Origin of the sequence: Actinosynnema sp. NPDC059797 (genome assembly GCF_042732085.1) — a bacterium.
In the GTDB taxonomy this organism is placed as follows: Bacteria; Actinomycetota; Actinomycetes; order Mycobacteriales; family Pseudonocardiaceae; genus Actinosynnema.
In genome coordinates, this window is record NZ_JBHWIE010000068.1 from 1 (window position 1) to 13,510 (window position 13,510).

A 13,510-nucleotide genomic window follows, 5' to 3' on the forward strand; every position below is an offset into this window, starting at 1 on the left:
TTTTTTCTGTGCTTGTGTCCCCGGGTGGGGGTCCCCGCGGGGGGGGCCCTCTTCCAGTCCACCGTGTGGCCCGCCCACGCCGGTCAGCACCAGGCCGACGCCGATCAGCACGCCCGACCCGAGCACCACGCCCACCAGCACCAGCGCGGTCGCCGACCCCGACAGGGCCCACGCCCAGCCGCGGCGGCCGCCGCCCGTCCGCTCCCGGGACCGCTCCGGTGCCCCGTCCGCGAGCCGCATGGCCCTCCTCCCGCAGGTCCGGCCCACCATCCCGCCCGCGCCCGCCGCCGGGCCATCGGGCCCGGCACCCAATCCCCGGGGTGACCGCCACCGGGGCAACATGGGTGCCACCACGGATGGACGTCCCGGAGCGCTCCCGGGAGCCTGGTGGATCGGAGGCGTGCGTGTTCCTGTTCTGGCGGATCTTCCTGCTCAACGCGGCGGTGCTGGTGGTGGCCACGGGCGTGCTGACGCTCGGCCCCGTCACCGTGTCCACGCCCGTGCTGCTGACCGAGGCCCTGGTGGTGAGCGCGGGCCTGGCCGCGATGCTGGTCATCGACGCCGTGCTGCTGCGCGTCGGCCTGGCCCCGCTGGACCGGCTGACCCACGCCATGTCGACCACCGACCTGCTCAAACCGCACCCGAGGCCCGCGGTGGCCGGCCGCGGCCACATCCCGGAGCTGATCCGGGCGTTCAACCGGATGCTCGACCGGCTGGAGGCCGAGCGCGGCCTGAGCGCCGCGCGGGCGCTGTCCGCGCAGGAGGCCGAGCGCAGCCGCATCGCCCGGGAGCTGCACGACGAGGTCGGCCAGACGCTCACCGCGGTGCTGCTGGACCTCAAGCGGGTCGCCGACCACGCGCCCGAGGACGTGCGCGCCGAACTGCGCCAGGTGCAGGAGACCACGCGCGCCGGCCTGGACGAGATCCGCCGCATCGCCCGCCGGCTGCGGCCCGGCGTGCTGGAGGAGCTGGGGCTGGCCAGCGCGCTCAAGGCCCTCACCGCCGAGATGTCCGCCCACGACGGGCTGACCGCGCGCAGCAGGTTCGACCCGGACCTGCCACCCTTGGGGGAGGAGAGGGAACTGGTCGTCTACCGCGTCGCCCAGGAGTGCCTGACCAACACCGCGCGCCACGCCCGCGCCACGCACGTCGACCTGTCGCTGCGGCGCGCGGGCCGGGGCGTCGAGCTGCTGGTGCGCGACAACGGCCGCGGCCTGCGCGGCGCCGAGGAGGGGGCGGGCATCACCGGCATGAGGGAACGCGCGCTGCTCATCGGCGCCGACCTGGAACTCGGACCGGCCGAGGGCGGCGGCACGGCCGTCCGCCTGCGCGTCCCGGTGGGTGCGTGATGGTCGTCCGCATCCTGCTCGCCGACGACCACTCGCTCGTCCGCCGCGGCGTCCGGCTCATCCTGGACGGCGAACCGGACCTGGAGGTCGTGGCCGAGGCGGGCGACGGCGCGGAAGCCATCGCCGCCGCGCGGCGCGAAGAACCCGACCTCGCCATCCTCGACATCGCGATGCCCCGGATGACCGGCCTCCAGGCGGCGCGCGAGCTGTCCCGGCTGCAACCGGGGCTGCGCATCCTCATCCTGACCATGTACGACAACGAGCAGTACTTCTTCGAGTCGCTCAAGGTCGGCGCGTCCGGCTACGTGCTCAAGTCCGTGGCCGACCGCGACCTGGTGGAGGCGTGCCGGGCCACCATGCGCGGCGAGCCGTTCCTGTACCCGGGCGCGGTGACCGCGCTGATCCGCGACTACCTCGACCGCGCCCGGGAGGGCGCCCTGCCCGCCAGGGCCATCACCGACCGAGAGGAGGAGATCCTGAAGCTGGTCGCGGAGGGCCACTCGTCCAAGGAGATCGCGGACCTGCTGTTCATCAGCGTCAAGACCGTGGAGCGGCACCGCGCCAACCTGCTCCAGAAGCTCGGCCTGCGCGACCGCCTGGAGCTGACCCGCTACGCGATCAGGGTCGGTCTCATCGAGCCCTGACCGCGCAGCGGGTCGACCGGGTCAGAAGTACCGCAGCCACACGTACGCCCACGCCATCAGGATGGTCAGCACCGTGACCAGGGCGCCGTACTTGGTGAACTGCCAGAACGAGATCCGGTGCCCGGCCCGCGCGGCGATGCCGATGGCCACCACGTTCGCGCTGGCCGCCACGGCGGTGCCGTTGCCGCCGAAGTCCGCGCCCAGCGCGAACGCCCACCACAGCGCCTCCCCGGTCGCCGGGTCCGGCGCCTGCGCCACCAGCCCCTCCACGACCGGCGCCATGGTCGCCACGTACGGGATGTTGTCGAAGAACGCGCCGAGCACGCCCGAGCCGAACAGCAGCGCGGTGGCCGCCATGAAGTAGTCGTCGCCGACCGCCTCGACCGACCACTCGCCGATGGCCCCGATCACGCCGGTGTGCAGCAGGCCCGACACCATCACGAACAGGCCCATGAAGAACACCAGCGTCGGCCACTCGACCTCGCGCAGCACCTCGCCGACGTCCATCTTGGACACCATCACCATCGCGCCCGCGCCGAGCAGGGCCACGATCGCGGGCTCCACGTGCAGCACGGCGTGCAGGCCGAACCCGAGGACCACCACCGCCAGCACGACCAGGCAGCGCGCCAGCAGGCGGGTGTCGGTGATGGCGCGCTTCTCCTGCAGCGCCATCACCGACTCGACGTGTTCCGGGTTGTACCGGAACGACTTGCGGAACAGCACCCTGGTGAACAGCACGAAGAACGCGAAGACCACGACGGTGATCGGCGCCATGTGCACCAGGAAGTCGTTGAAGGTCAGGCCCGCCCGGCTGCCGATGATGATGTTCGGCGGGTCGCCGATCAGGGTCGCCGCGCCACCGATGTTGGAGGCCAGGATCTCGGCGATCAGGTAGGGCTGGGCCGGGATGCGCAGCCGGTTGCACACCACGATCGTGACCGGGGCGACCAGCATGATGGTGGTGACGTTGTCCAGGAACGGCGAGGCGATCGCGGTGATCGCCATGAGCAGCACCATCAACCGGTACGGCCTGCCGCGCGACCGCTTGGCCGCCCAGATGCCGAGGTAGTCGAACACCCCGGTTTGCTTGATCACGCCGACGATCACCATCATGCCGAACAGCAGGAAGATGACGTTCCAGTCGATGCCCTCGTGCTCGGAGAAGAACACCTCGCTGCCCGGCACGATCCCGAGCAGGGCCATCACGCCGGACGCGATGAGCACGACCTTGACCTTGTCGGCCTTCTCGGTCGCGATGAAGAAGAAGGCGACGGCGAAGACGCCGATGGCCAGGAACGGGCTCATGTCTGCGACCCAGGGAAGGGCAAAGGACGACCTCCGGACACGGTGAACCACCGGTGGCCGCGCGAAGGCGGCCACCGGGGCGGGGGACGGGCGACAGCGGCGACCGCGCGCGGCGGTCGCGGGGACGGGCGCCGGTGGCGGCCGCGCACGGCGCTCACCGGTGCGCCGACGGTCGCGCGTGGCGACCGCCGGGGCGGGGACGGGCAAGGGTGGTGGCCGCGCGTGGCGGCCGCCGGGACGGGCGAGGGCGGGTGGCTGCGTGTAGCGGTCACCGGGGCGGGGACGGGCGGTGCGGGCCGCGCGTGGCGGTCACCGGCGAGGAGCGGGTCGGGCGTCGGGCCGGTCAGGCGTCGGGGCGCGACACCGCGAGGCTGGTCAGCAGCCGCTCCAGGGTGATGGCCCCGGTCAGCGAGCCGTCGTCCGCGACGACCGCGACCAGTGGGCTGTGCACGCGGCACATGAGGGCCGCGACCTCGAGTATGGTCGAGTCGGCCGCGACCGTGAGGGGTTTAGCGCGTTTGGGCGGCAGGCAGTCACCTACGGTGAGGTCGGCCAGCTCCTCCCAGAACAGGTCGGCGTGCGCCTCGTCGATGGTCCGCGCCAGGGCCGGGTCCTGCTGGAACGACTCGGGCACGGCGAGGCGGAGCACCTGGGTCCCGGGCAGCACGGTGAGCGGCCGACCGGCCTCGTCCACCACGACGAGTCCCGGGAGCCGGTTCACCGCCATCACACGCCACGCCCACGACACGGAGTCGTTGACGGTCACCGTCGGCACGTTGGCGGCGATGTCGGACGCTTGCATGGCTCCGTTCCGCGGGGCTCGGTGGTGGACCGGTCGGAGCGCGGTGAAGGCGTTCACGGCTCCCCCTCCCACTGCGCTCTGGGTCATCGGACACCGACAGTGTTGTCGGCGCACGTGGCCGTCACCATCGGGTGCGACACCCATTCGGGGTGGGGGAGACCATGCACGTGGTCAGCCGGTGGGCTCCGACCGGCGGTAGACGACGTCGGCGTACTCGGGGTGGCGGGCGATGTAGCTCGCGATGAACGGGCACTGCGGCAGCACCGGCAGCCCCCACTCGCGGGCCTGGTCCAGCACGGCCTTGGCGAGGGCGCTGCCCACGCCCTTGCCCTCGAACGCCGGGTCGACCTCGGTGTGCGTGTAGGCGATCAGCCCCGCGGTCCGCAGGTACTCGACCCGGCCGGCAGGCACCCCGTCCACGACAGCGGCGAAATGCTTCTCGTCGGGGACGTCGTGCACCTCGATGGCCATGCGGTTCCTCCTGGTCGGCGAACCCGAAACGTAGCACCGCCCGCTTCCCGGGGACGGCGACCCGCCCGGTCGGCCACGCCGGGGCGCCGCCGGTTCCGGCGGTCCGCGCCGGCCTCTCCGCCCGCGACGACGTTTTCACGCGGAGTGACGAGGGTAGTCGGTCGTTGACCACAACGACGCAGTCGAGGGGGAACCACCATGCGCATGGGCATCGTCCTGGTGGCCGCGCTCTGCACCACCGCGGGCTGCGGCGGATCGGGCACCGACGCCGCCGGGCCGGAGTCCACCGCCACGTCGGAGTCGGCGGTCACCAACCGGCAGGTCGGGGTGCTCGCCGAGGTCTCCGAGGCCGACACCGCCTTCACCTACGACCCCACCGCCGCGCCGCCCGGCGCCGAGTTGGAGCTGGAGGTGTTCGAGGGCGACGGCACGACGACCGTGCGCCTGACCGCCTCGCAGCTCCAGCCCGACCGCGGCTACGCCGCCCACGCCCACACGGACCCGTGCGGCAAGACCGGCGCCGACGCCGGACCGCACTACCAGCACGAGCAGGACCCCAACGCGACGCCGGACCAGCCGTCGACCGACCCGGCCTACGCCAACCCGCAGAACGAGATCTGGCTCGACCTGGCCACCGACGGCGAGGGCAACGGCACGGCGGAGACCACGGTGCCGTTCGACTTCGGCGACCGCGTGCCCGCCTCGATCGTGCTGCACGAGATGCCGACCACGGCCACCGAACCGGGCAAGGCGGGCACGGCGGGCGGCCGGCTCGCCTGCTTCACCGCCCCGTTCCGCGGATGAGGTGGTTGACCTCCCTCGTCCTGGCCCTGGTGGTGGCGGGCTGCGGGCTGCCGCGTGACGTGGACGGCGCCCTGGAGCGCGTCCGGGGCGGCGCGCTGCGCGCGGGCGTCACCGACAACCCGCCGTGGACCGAGGTCGGGGACGGCGAGCCGGCGGGGGCGGAGGTGGAACTGGTGGAGCGGTTCGCGGACGGCCTGGGCGCCCGCGTCGAGTGGCGGCGGGGCTCGGAGTCGGCGCTGATGACCGCGTTGGGCAACGGCGAGCTGGACCTCGTGGTCGGTGGTTTTGAGGAGCAGTCGCCCTGGATCGAGCAGGCGTCGCTGACCCACCCGTACGCGGACGGGCACGTGTGGGCGTTGCCGCTGGGGGAGAACGCGTGGCAGGTCGAGGTGGAGCGGTTCCTGCTGGACCTGCCGGACGGCGAGGTCGCCCGGCTGACGGGCCGCCCGTGAGGGTGCAGGACAGGTTCGAGCTGCCGCCGGACAAGGCGGCGCTGCACCGGCGCGCGGTGCGGCTGGAGTGGTGGACGATCGCGTTCTTCGCGGCGGCCGTCGCGCTGCTGGCGGTCACCCTCGGCCAGTCGCAGGCGATGAAGGCCGCCTGGATCGAGGACATGCTGGGGCTGGTGCCGCCCGCCGCGTTCCTGATCGCCGCCCGGTACCGCAACCGGCCGCCCGACGCGCGGTTCCCCTACGGCTACCACCGGTCGGTCAGCGTGGCGTTCCTGGCGGGCTCGGTGGCGCTGCTGGGCCTGGGCGGCTACGTCGTGTACGACTCCCTGGCCAGGCTGCTGGCGGGCGAACGCGCGCCCATCGGGCTGGTCGAGGTGCTCGGCGTCCAGGTGTGGCTGGGCTGGGTGATGATCGCGGTGCTGCTGACCACCATGGTGCCCGCGATCCTGCTGGGCCGGGTCAAGCTGAAGATCGCCCGGCAGCTCCACGACAAGGTGCTGTACGCGGACGCGGAGATGAACCGCGCCGACTGGCTCACGGCCGGCGCCGCGGTGCTGGGCGTGCTCGGCATCGGGTTCGGCCTGTGGTGGGCCGACGCGGCGGCCGCGCTGGTCATCGGCGGCGACATCGTCCGCGACGGGGTGAACACCACGCGGAGCGCGGTGGCGAACCTGATGGACAGCCGCCCGCAGGTGGTCGGCGGCCGCGACCCGCACCCGCTGCCGGACCGGCTGCTGGCCGCCGTGCTGGACCACGACTGGGTGGCCGACGCGTGGCTGCGCGTCCGCGAGGAGGGCCACGTGTTCGTCGGCGAGCTGCTGGTCGTGCCGACGGGCGAGGACGGCCTCCTGGAGCGCCTGGAGGACCTGGGCCGGTGGGCCCGGGACTTCGACTGGCGCGTGCACGACCTGGTCGTCGTGCCGGTCAGCCGCATCGAGCGCGGTGCCGCGGAGCGCTGAGCGGCCGTCGCCGCGGACGGATCCGGACGTTTCGGACTCCATGCCATGTGACGTGTGTCACTGGCGTGTGCGGGAGTCCGCAATCGGCGCGGATTCACCTGTTCGCCACGTTTTGGCGCTCTCGGTTACCGAGTGCGCAGGAGTGGGCCTCTGCATTTGTGCGGGTGCTCGTCGCAACGTGCGGGAACGGTTCGGGTCGTCGGCTGGAGATGAGCCTCGCTCTGCATTGCGGATCACCCTTCCGGTCGCGTTTGAACGGAGCGCGACGGAGGTGCCCGTGAGAAGGATAGGTGGGACATGAAAAGTTCCGGTCGGAGTGATATGTGAACTGATCCGACGAAAGGAGCAATTCTCGGGACTCTTTTCGGCTGGTCACCCGAAAGGACGCGTGCGCACCTTTTCCGGACTCTGCTTACATTTGTCCAGCGCCGATCGGCGCAGCCAGAACTTCGAAACTAGGAGCCCAAGTTGTTGAAGCGTCTCGTCTCGGGTGCTGCTCTCACCGCCCTCACCGGTGCGCTGCTCTTCGGTGGTTCGGGTGCGGCCCTGGCGACCGACAAGCCCGACGTGGACTGCCTGAACTCCCCGGTCGGCCTGATCAACCTCGTCGTCTGCGACGTCGACGTCGACGTGGACGTGCTGCCGGACGCCATCATCACCTTCGGCGACATCCTGAGCGGCAACAAGGTGCTCAACGGGACCGAGCTGGACCTGCTGGAGGTCGAGCTGGAGAACGTCCTGAAGGACGTCGACATCGCGAACAACCTGGTCTTCAAGGAGGCCCTGGTCGAGGCCCTCAACAACCTGGACCTGATCGACGACATCGACGTCTCCAAGATCCTGGTCAACATCCTCGGCTGATCGCCACTGCGGGACGAACGGCCGGACCGGCCAGTCGAGTGAACCCTGCGGGACACCTGTGATCCAGGTGCTCCCGCAGGGCATCACTCATTTCCTGGAAGAAATCGGATCCATTTCTCTCTGTATCGGGAAACGCAGGAGGAGTTGGTACCGGGCTGGCGGCGCGGGGAAGGTCCGGCGTTCCGGCACCCGGTCCGCCCGAGTCGGGCGGACCGCTGTCGCCGCGGCCGTCACCAGGTGAGTGCCAGTGCCACGCAGAGCAGGGCGATCACTCCTACGAGCAGCGGGGTGAGCGACCGCGTCTCCTTCGCGGCGCCCTGGTGCGCCGGAGGTACCCGTGCCGCGTCGCCGACCCCCGAACCGGGCGCAGGGGTCGGGTTCGGGATCTCGGCCACCTCGTCCTCCGCACCCGCGGCCCCTGCGGTGGCGTCGGTCGGACAGGTGGGGGTGGGCGCCTCTTCTCCGCTTTCCATCGACAACCGCTGCCAGGTCTTGAGCCAGCGCTCCACCAGCGCCGGCGTCGCGCCAGCCACCAGGAGCAGGCACACGACGGGATCGGGCGCCTTGAGCGGCTTCGGCTTGGTGCACAGGTTGTGCAGGCTGGTGCGCGACACGGGAAAACCGCGCTTCCTGCTGGCCTCGTGCAGCTCCCGGTACGACATGCCGGTGCTCTTCTTGATCTTCTCCATCGTGGCGGTGAAGTCCCGCGCGGTCGTGACCTCCTCCGGGAGCGGCCACATCGCGGGGTCGGCGACCGACAGCACGCGACGGCGCTGTCGGTCGCCGGGAGGTCGTCGCCGGCGTGGGTCCGCCGCGTCGCGGGCGGGGCCGGTGTGCCTGCCGGTGTCCTCCTTGCGGGCTTGTTCCCAGATGGAGCGCACCACGCGTCGGGCCGGCGGCTCGATCCCGGCAGCCTGCAGATAACCCATGAGCACGTCCTGGTTGGGCACGTCCTTGCCGCTTTCCACCTGTCCCAGCAGGGTCGGGGAGAGCTCGGCCTTGCGGGCGAAGTCCTGCACGGGCAGGCCGGAGGCGCGCCGGAGCACCTGCAGCGCTTCCCCGAGCACCTTCCGGTCAACCCGCGGGCTGCGGTTCAACAGGTCCGCCAACTGGCGGTCGACACTCACGGGTCACATCGCAACGGTCGGAGCCGGCGGCAACCCGTCCCCGTGCTCGTCCGGCACGGGCTCGTTGCCGGAGGGGCCGTCGTCCTCCCCGCCGGCTACGCCCGAGTCGGTCCTCTGGGGATCGAGCAGCCAACGGGCCAGCTGCTGGGCGACGAACCCGATCCCGCCGACGGCCGCGAGTGCCGAGGGCAGGTCGAGCCCGATGACCAGCAGGGTCACCGTGAACGCCGACACGGCGATCAACAGCAGCAGCTTCTGCTTGGATGGGGTCGAGTACCGGGTGACCGGCTCTCGGGAGCTCGTCCCCCGACCGGTGCGCGGGGAGGGTTCACGGGACGCGCGAGGTCCCGAACGGGTGGCCACGAACGCCACTCCTTTCGCAATTCTGGTTCCGGGCAAGGGCTTGTCGGGGTAGCACCGAGTGGCACGGCGTTGTGCGGCAGATGTGCGCGGAGCTGGAACTCCGCGTGCCCCGAAGGTGTTGCGCAACGTTACTCGCACCGGGGGCGATGTAAAAAACGGGACCCCGTCGGCGTGTCGAGGGCGGTGACGTTGTCGCCGCGTGAGGCTCATTTCCGCAAAATTGAGGGTTCTTTGGCTCCGCGGGACGTGTCGGAACGTCCGGCCGTGGCGTCGGCCAGTGGTCCCGGGTTGGCCGGCTTGTAGCACGATACGGTGAAGGTGATCGCTGTTTCCCCAGCTCAGGGCGGTTTTGAACGGCTCGGGACGTTCGAGGACGTTCGCGGGATCACCTACAGTGTTGCGGCAGGTGACCGTTCCTGGGGATTGTATGGACGGTCATAGAACTCCCGACGCGAGCTCCGTTGGTTCCGGGCAGGGCATCGGGTGGTCAAGGGGGCGGAGGGTCCTGCTGGAACAGGTAGCCCTCCGCCCCGTCAACGTTACGAACGTACGGTTTTCAGTGCGTATCGAAAATGATCTTCGCGACAAAACTGTTCCCTGTTCGCCCGGGGTGCGCCGTTCCGGTCGCAACAAATTGCCGAGCCTTTCGGCGGGGTGCTGTGCGGACGGTCTCCGCGCGTGCGGCATTCTGGACCTCCCGCGCCCCCGGACGTCGGGCGGCGGTTCGGCCGCGCCCCCTCCGCGCGACGCGGGTCCTGCTGACCGAGGAGGCACGGCTTGGGCACTGGGCGAGGTGGGCCGGGTGGCGCGGTCGGGCGCCCTCCGGGAGCTGTCGGCCCCGATTTCATCCGCACCTGCCCACTGGGTCCCGCGGCCGGTGAGCTCATCAGCGAACTGCTGACCGTCGTGCTCTCCGGCTTCGAGTCGCTGACGCAGCTCACCGAGGCGGTGGAGGCGGAGAAGGTCAGGCCTCGTTGGGCGGTGGGTCGGCACAACACGCTCTATCAGAGGATTTGCAAGTGCTTGAGCGGGAAGGACGACATCCCGGAGTGGGAGATGATCGACTGGGTCGTCACCAGGGCGCTGGGCGGTGAAGCGGCCAGTCGCCACTCGCGGGGCGACCTGCGCGAAGTCGACGCCGTGCTGGAGCGGTTGGCCGCCCTCTGGTGCCGCTGCAAGGGCGTCAGGCCACCTGGGTACGCCGGGGCGCTGGGTGACGAGCCCGCACTGGACGACCCCGTCGACGCGCCCGACTGGCAGACCCAGTACGCGATCTACCGCCGCGACTACGAGGTTCGCGGGCGGCTGTTGGCGGATGCGGAGGAGGAGTTGCGGCAACTTCGCGCGCGATCGGACCGGAGGTCCGGACGGCACCGGCGTCCCGTTGGGGCGGAGGGCGTCGCGGTCGGGGGCGTCGACGACGCGGCGGTGGCCGACCTCGAACGGCGGCACGTGCGGACCGCTCATGAGCTGGCGTTGGTGCTCGCCTGGTCGCGGGTGCTGGACGGTGGCAGCACGAACGAGCCGAACCCCTCCGCTTCCCTGCAGGGGGTGATGGCACTGCCTGGCACGGGGGACGTCCGGCGGTTGTTCCGCCACTCGCCCCCGCCGTACCGCGACGCGGCGACCCGCTGGTTGGCGGAGTACCTCAGGGTCTTCCTGACCAGCCGGTACGACGGTCGTGCCGAGCGCTACGTGGCCGACTCCGACGGCAGGCTGGCCGACGTCATCAGCACGGGCAGGTTGCCGGACCGCCGGTCGCTGGAGGTGATCGTACGGGACAACCCGGTCACCGCGTTCACCCTGGACTTCCTGGACAAGGTCGGGAACCGGGCCGACGGGGCGGACCGGGCAGGGCGCGGAGCCGACGACTCCCCGGCCCTGACCCGGATCGACGACCCGCTCACGGACTGGAACCGCCCAGTGATCAACTTTTCGCTGTTGCTGACCCGGAGCACGTCCGGCGGCGAGGTCGACGTGGACAACCTGTTGGACGACTTGACGCGACTCGCGTAGACCGGGGGATCAGCGCTTCCCGAGCAGCGCGGGGAGGTCCACCGCGTTCGCCATGGCCTCGGTGCCCGCGTCATTCGGGTGCAGGTGGTCACCGCTGTCGTAGGCCGGGTTCAGCGTGGCCGGGTCGCCCGGCGCCGCGGTCGCGGCGGCGAAGTCCACCACGCCGTCGAATTCGCCGGAGGTGCGGATCCAGTCGTTCAGGGTCCGCCAGGTCGCCTCGCGCTCCTCCGTCCAGATGAACGAGCCCTTGAACGGCAGCACCGTGCCGCCGTGGACCTCCACGCCCGCGGCCCGCGCCTGCCTGATCACCTCCCGGTGCCCGGCGATCAGGTCCGCCGCCGACGCGCTGTAGCCGATGTCGTTGACCGCGAGCAGCATGATCACCGCCTTGACGCCGGTCTGCGACAGCACGTCCCGCTCCACCCGCGTCACGCCCGCGACGCCGTAGAACGGCTCGCCCTCGCGGTCGGCGAGCAGCCGGTTGCCGCCCAGGCCCGCGTTCACCACCGACAGCGTCCGGCCCTTCACCGCGTCGAGCCGCCGGGCCAGGAAGTCCGGCCAGCGGCGGTTGGCGTTGCCGGTGGTGTTGGCCGTGTCGGTGATGGAGTCGCCGAACGCCACCACCGTGCCCGCCACCCGCCCGGAGGGCGCCACGTCGACCCCGTTGACCACCATCCAGCACGGGGTGTCCGAGAACCCGCCCGACACCGCGCCGGTCCGGTCGCCGGCGGCCAGGTAGTTGCCCTGGGCGGTGAACGGGTGGTTGGTCAGCGGCCCGGTGGCCTCCGGCACGTACGCGCTGACCAGCAGCGTGGACAGGGCCTCCACGTCCAGGCGCACCGGGTCGCTGAAGACCTCCCGGCCCGGCGGCACGACGACCTCCCGCCGGCCCTGGAAGGTCACCTGGCGCAGCGTGCCGGGCACGGCCGCGTCGCCGGACGCCCGCACCGCGACCGAGGTCCGGCCCACCTTCAGCGGCCGGGCGCCGAAGGCGTTGGTCAACCGCACCCGCACGGACCTGCCGCCCGCGCTGGTGAACACGACGTTGCGCACGGTCTGGTCGGCCAGGCCCCCGCCCGCCGGGCACGAGCTCCAGGGGATCTCGCTGCCGACCACGGGGCTCGCCGCCCACGCGGCCACCCAGTCCCGGCCGCGGGCGGCGGCGGGCGGCTGCGCCGCGGCGGTGGCCACGAGCGCCGCGACCACGGCCAGCTTCCCCACGTGTCTTGGCATGTTCGGTCTCCTCGCCGGTCGTCGTTGGTGGCGGGGCCGACGGTGGCAGCGCGGCAATTAACCGGTCAAGCAGGCCACGACGAGCGGTGGAAGAGTTGCGCTGAGTGGCACTTGCTTAACGTTCAGTACGCTGCGGCGGGATCAGCGGGAGGCGGACGAGGGCATCGGGCAACCCGACGGCCGGCCAGGTGACCAGCAGGTCGAGGACGTCGTCGGCGGGCGCGTCGAAGACGTACCGGGAGTCGGTGACCATGCGCCCGGAGCCGCCGCCGGCCTCCGCGGAGTCCACGGGCAGCCGGAACGCCTCCGCGCCGCGCACGACCGCCAGGTCCGGTCCGGTGCGGCCCCGCGACCGCCGCGAGAGGTCGGGCGGCGCGCCCGGGGGACCCATGAGGGCGTTCGCGACCCCGCCCCTGGCCACGCCCACGACGGACGCCGACAGCAGCCCGGGTTCGACCGCGGCGAGCCGGGTCAGCACGACCGCCGCGTGGTCGCCCCGGTGCAGGACCCTCGGGGCGGTCACGGCCACGCCGGTCTCGACGGCCACCGCGCCCACGTGGCGGGCGTCCCGGTCCGCGAACCGCCCGGCGGCCGGCACGGCGGCGACGGGCGCGTCCCAGATCGACGTGGCGCCGCGCTCGACGGCGCCCCGGTCGGGCAGGGGCAGGGTGACCACCGCCTCGGGGAACCCGATCTCCGGCCAGGCGAACACCAGCGAGACCTCGCCGAAGGCGGGCGGCAGGAGGAAGGTCCGGTGGTGCTCGGGACCGAACCCGCCGGTGTGGCGGTCGCCGGTCCGACTCGACTCCCGCACCGGGTACGCCCAGTGCGCGCGCCCGCTGTCGTCGAGCACGCCGAGGCGCAGCTCCAGGCCCTCGTCGGGATCGGGCAGCAGCACGCGCGGCGCGGGCGCGACCGCGTGACCGCCGCGGACCTCCCGCTGCCGCCGGGTCGCGTCCCGACGGTCCGACGGCTGCCGCGCCAGCACGTCGACCTCCAGCCCGGACGGCCGCGACACCAGCCGCACCACGCCGATGCTCAGCTCGGGCCGCCGCACCACCAGCCCACCCGGGTGCGCCGGCACCCCCAGCACCTCGACCAGCCCCCTGAAGTCCCCCGTCACC

15 protein-coding genes are annotated in these 13,510 nt (G+C 72.0%); 7 read left to right on the top strand and 8 right to left on the bottom strand.

Features of this window, described 5'->3' with window-relative positions; translation table 11 throughout:
* The coding region (locus ACFV4N_RS18380) for a hypothetical protein (RefSeq protein ID WP_499673740.1) at positions 1–240 on the bottom strand (240 nt) is incomplete at its 3' end.
* Positions 241–356: 116 nt separating this feature from the next.
* Here ACFV4N_RS18380 and ACFV4N_RS18385 point away from each other — a divergent pair.
* Together ACFV4N_RS18385 and ACFV4N_RS18390 are read left to right on the top strand one after the other, a co-directional pair.
* Entirely contained in the window at positions 357–1,349 is a 993-nt protein-coding gene (locus tag ACFV4N_RS18385; protein ID WP_499673741.1) for a HAMP domain-containing sensor histidine kinase, read from the top strand.
* Positions 1,349–1,993 (top strand): response regulator, encoded by a 645-nt coding sequence (locus ACFV4N_RS18390; protein ID WP_499673742.1) that lies wholly within the window; start codon positions 1,349–1,351, stop codon positions 1,991–1,993. The genes ACFV4N_RS18385 and ACFV4N_RS18390 overlap by 1 nt, the downstream gene beginning before the upstream one ends.
* Before the next feature lie 21 nt (positions 1,994–2,014).
* Here the strand turns inward: ACFV4N_RS18390 and ACFV4N_RS18395 are convergent, their stop codons facing one another.
* The 3 genes from ACFV4N_RS18395 to ACFV4N_RS18405 form a co-directional block, all read right to left on the bottom strand.
* Entirely contained in the window at positions 2,015–3,298 is a 1,284-nt protein-coding gene (locus ACFV4N_RS18395; protein WP_499673743.1) for an ArsB/NhaD family transporter, read from the bottom strand.
* Between the two features lie 343 nt (positions 3,299–3,641).
* Positions 3,642–4,100, bottom strand: a complete 459-nt coding sequence (locus ACFV4N_RS18400) for a CBS domain-containing protein (protein ID WP_499673744.1) — start codon at positions 4,098–4,100, stop codon at positions 3,642–3,644.
* Positions 4,101–4,271: 171 nt separating this feature from the next.
* Positions 4,272–4,571 (bottom strand): GNAT family N-acetyltransferase, encoded by a 300-nt coding sequence (locus ACFV4N_RS18405; protein ID WP_499673745.1) that lies wholly within the window; start codon positions 4,569–4,571, stop codon positions 4,272–4,274.
* A 198-nt stretch (positions 4,572–4,769) separates the two neighbouring features.
* Between ACFV4N_RS18405 and ACFV4N_RS18410 the strand changes: the two genes are divergently transcribed.
* The 4 genes from ACFV4N_RS18410 (at position 4,770) to ACFV4N_RS18425 (ending at position 7,647) form a co-directional block, all read left to right on the top strand.
* Positions 4,770–5,375, top strand: a complete 606-nt coding sequence (locus ACFV4N_RS18410) for a superoxide dismutase (RefSeq protein WP_499673746.1) — start codon at positions 4,770–4,772, stop codon at positions 5,373–5,375.
* The gene (locus ACFV4N_RS18415; protein ID WP_499673747.1) at positions 5,372–5,827 is read left to right on the top strand and encodes a transporter substrate-binding domain-containing protein; all 456 of its coding nucleotides are present in this window, start codon (positions 5,372–5,374) and stop codon (positions 5,825–5,827) included. Before ACFV4N_RS18410 ends, ACFV4N_RS18415 begins: the two co-directional genes overlap by 4 nt.
* Positions 5,824–6,786: a cation diffusion facilitator family transporter gene (locus ACFV4N_RS18420; protein ID WP_499673748.1), complete on the top strand. Its 963-nt coding sequence runs from the start codon at positions 5,824–5,826 to the stop codon at positions 6,784–6,786. The genes ACFV4N_RS18415 and ACFV4N_RS18420 overlap by 4 nt, the downstream gene beginning before the upstream one ends.
* A 468-nt stretch (positions 6,787–7,254) precedes the next feature.
* The gene (locus ACFV4N_RS18425) at positions 7,255–7,647 is read left to right on the top strand and encodes a hypothetical protein (protein WP_499673749.1); all 393 of its coding nucleotides are present in this window, start codon (positions 7,255–7,257) and stop codon (positions 7,645–7,647) included.
* A gap of 230 nt (positions 7,648–7,877) precedes the next feature.
* On the opposite strand, the gene ACFV4N_RS18430 is transcribed toward ACFV4N_RS18425, so the two are convergent.
* Positions 7,878–8,774 (bottom strand): helix-turn-helix domain-containing protein, encoded by an 897-nt coding sequence (locus ACFV4N_RS18430; RefSeq protein WP_499673750.1) that lies wholly within the window; start codon positions 8,772–8,774, stop codon positions 7,878–7,880.
* Between the two features lie 3 nt (positions 8,775–8,777).
* On the bottom strand, positions 8,778–9,017 hold the full coding sequence (locus tag ACFV4N_RS18435; protein ID WP_499673751.1) for a hypothetical protein: 240 nt from the start codon (positions 9,015–9,017) through the stop codon (positions 8,778–8,780).
* Between the two features lie 1,143 nt (positions 9,018–10,160).
* Between ACFV4N_RS18435 and ACFV4N_RS18440 the strand changes: the two genes are divergently transcribed.
* Positions 10,161–11,153: a hypothetical protein gene (locus ACFV4N_RS18440; protein ID WP_499673752.1), complete on the top strand. Its 993-nt coding sequence runs from the start codon at positions 10,161–10,163 to the stop codon at positions 11,151–11,153.
* 9 nt (positions 11,154–11,162) lie between these two features.
* Here ACFV4N_RS18440 and ACFV4N_RS18445 read toward each other — a convergent pair whose 3' ends face one another.
* Together ACFV4N_RS18445 and ACFV4N_RS18450 are read right to left on the bottom strand one after the other, a co-directional pair.
* Positions 11,163–12,386, bottom strand: coding sequence for an SGNH/GDSL hydrolase family protein (locus ACFV4N_RS18445; protein ID WP_499673753.1), 1,224 nt, complete (start codon positions 12,384–12,386; stop codon positions 11,163–11,165).
* A gap of 115 nt (positions 12,387–12,501) precedes the next feature.
* Positions 12,502–13,509 (bottom strand): hypothetical protein, encoded by a 1,008-nt coding sequence (locus tag ACFV4N_RS18450; protein WP_499673754.1) that lies wholly within the window; start codon positions 13,507–13,509, stop codon positions 12,502–12,504.
* Between the last annotated feature and the right edge of the window lies 1 nt (position 13,510).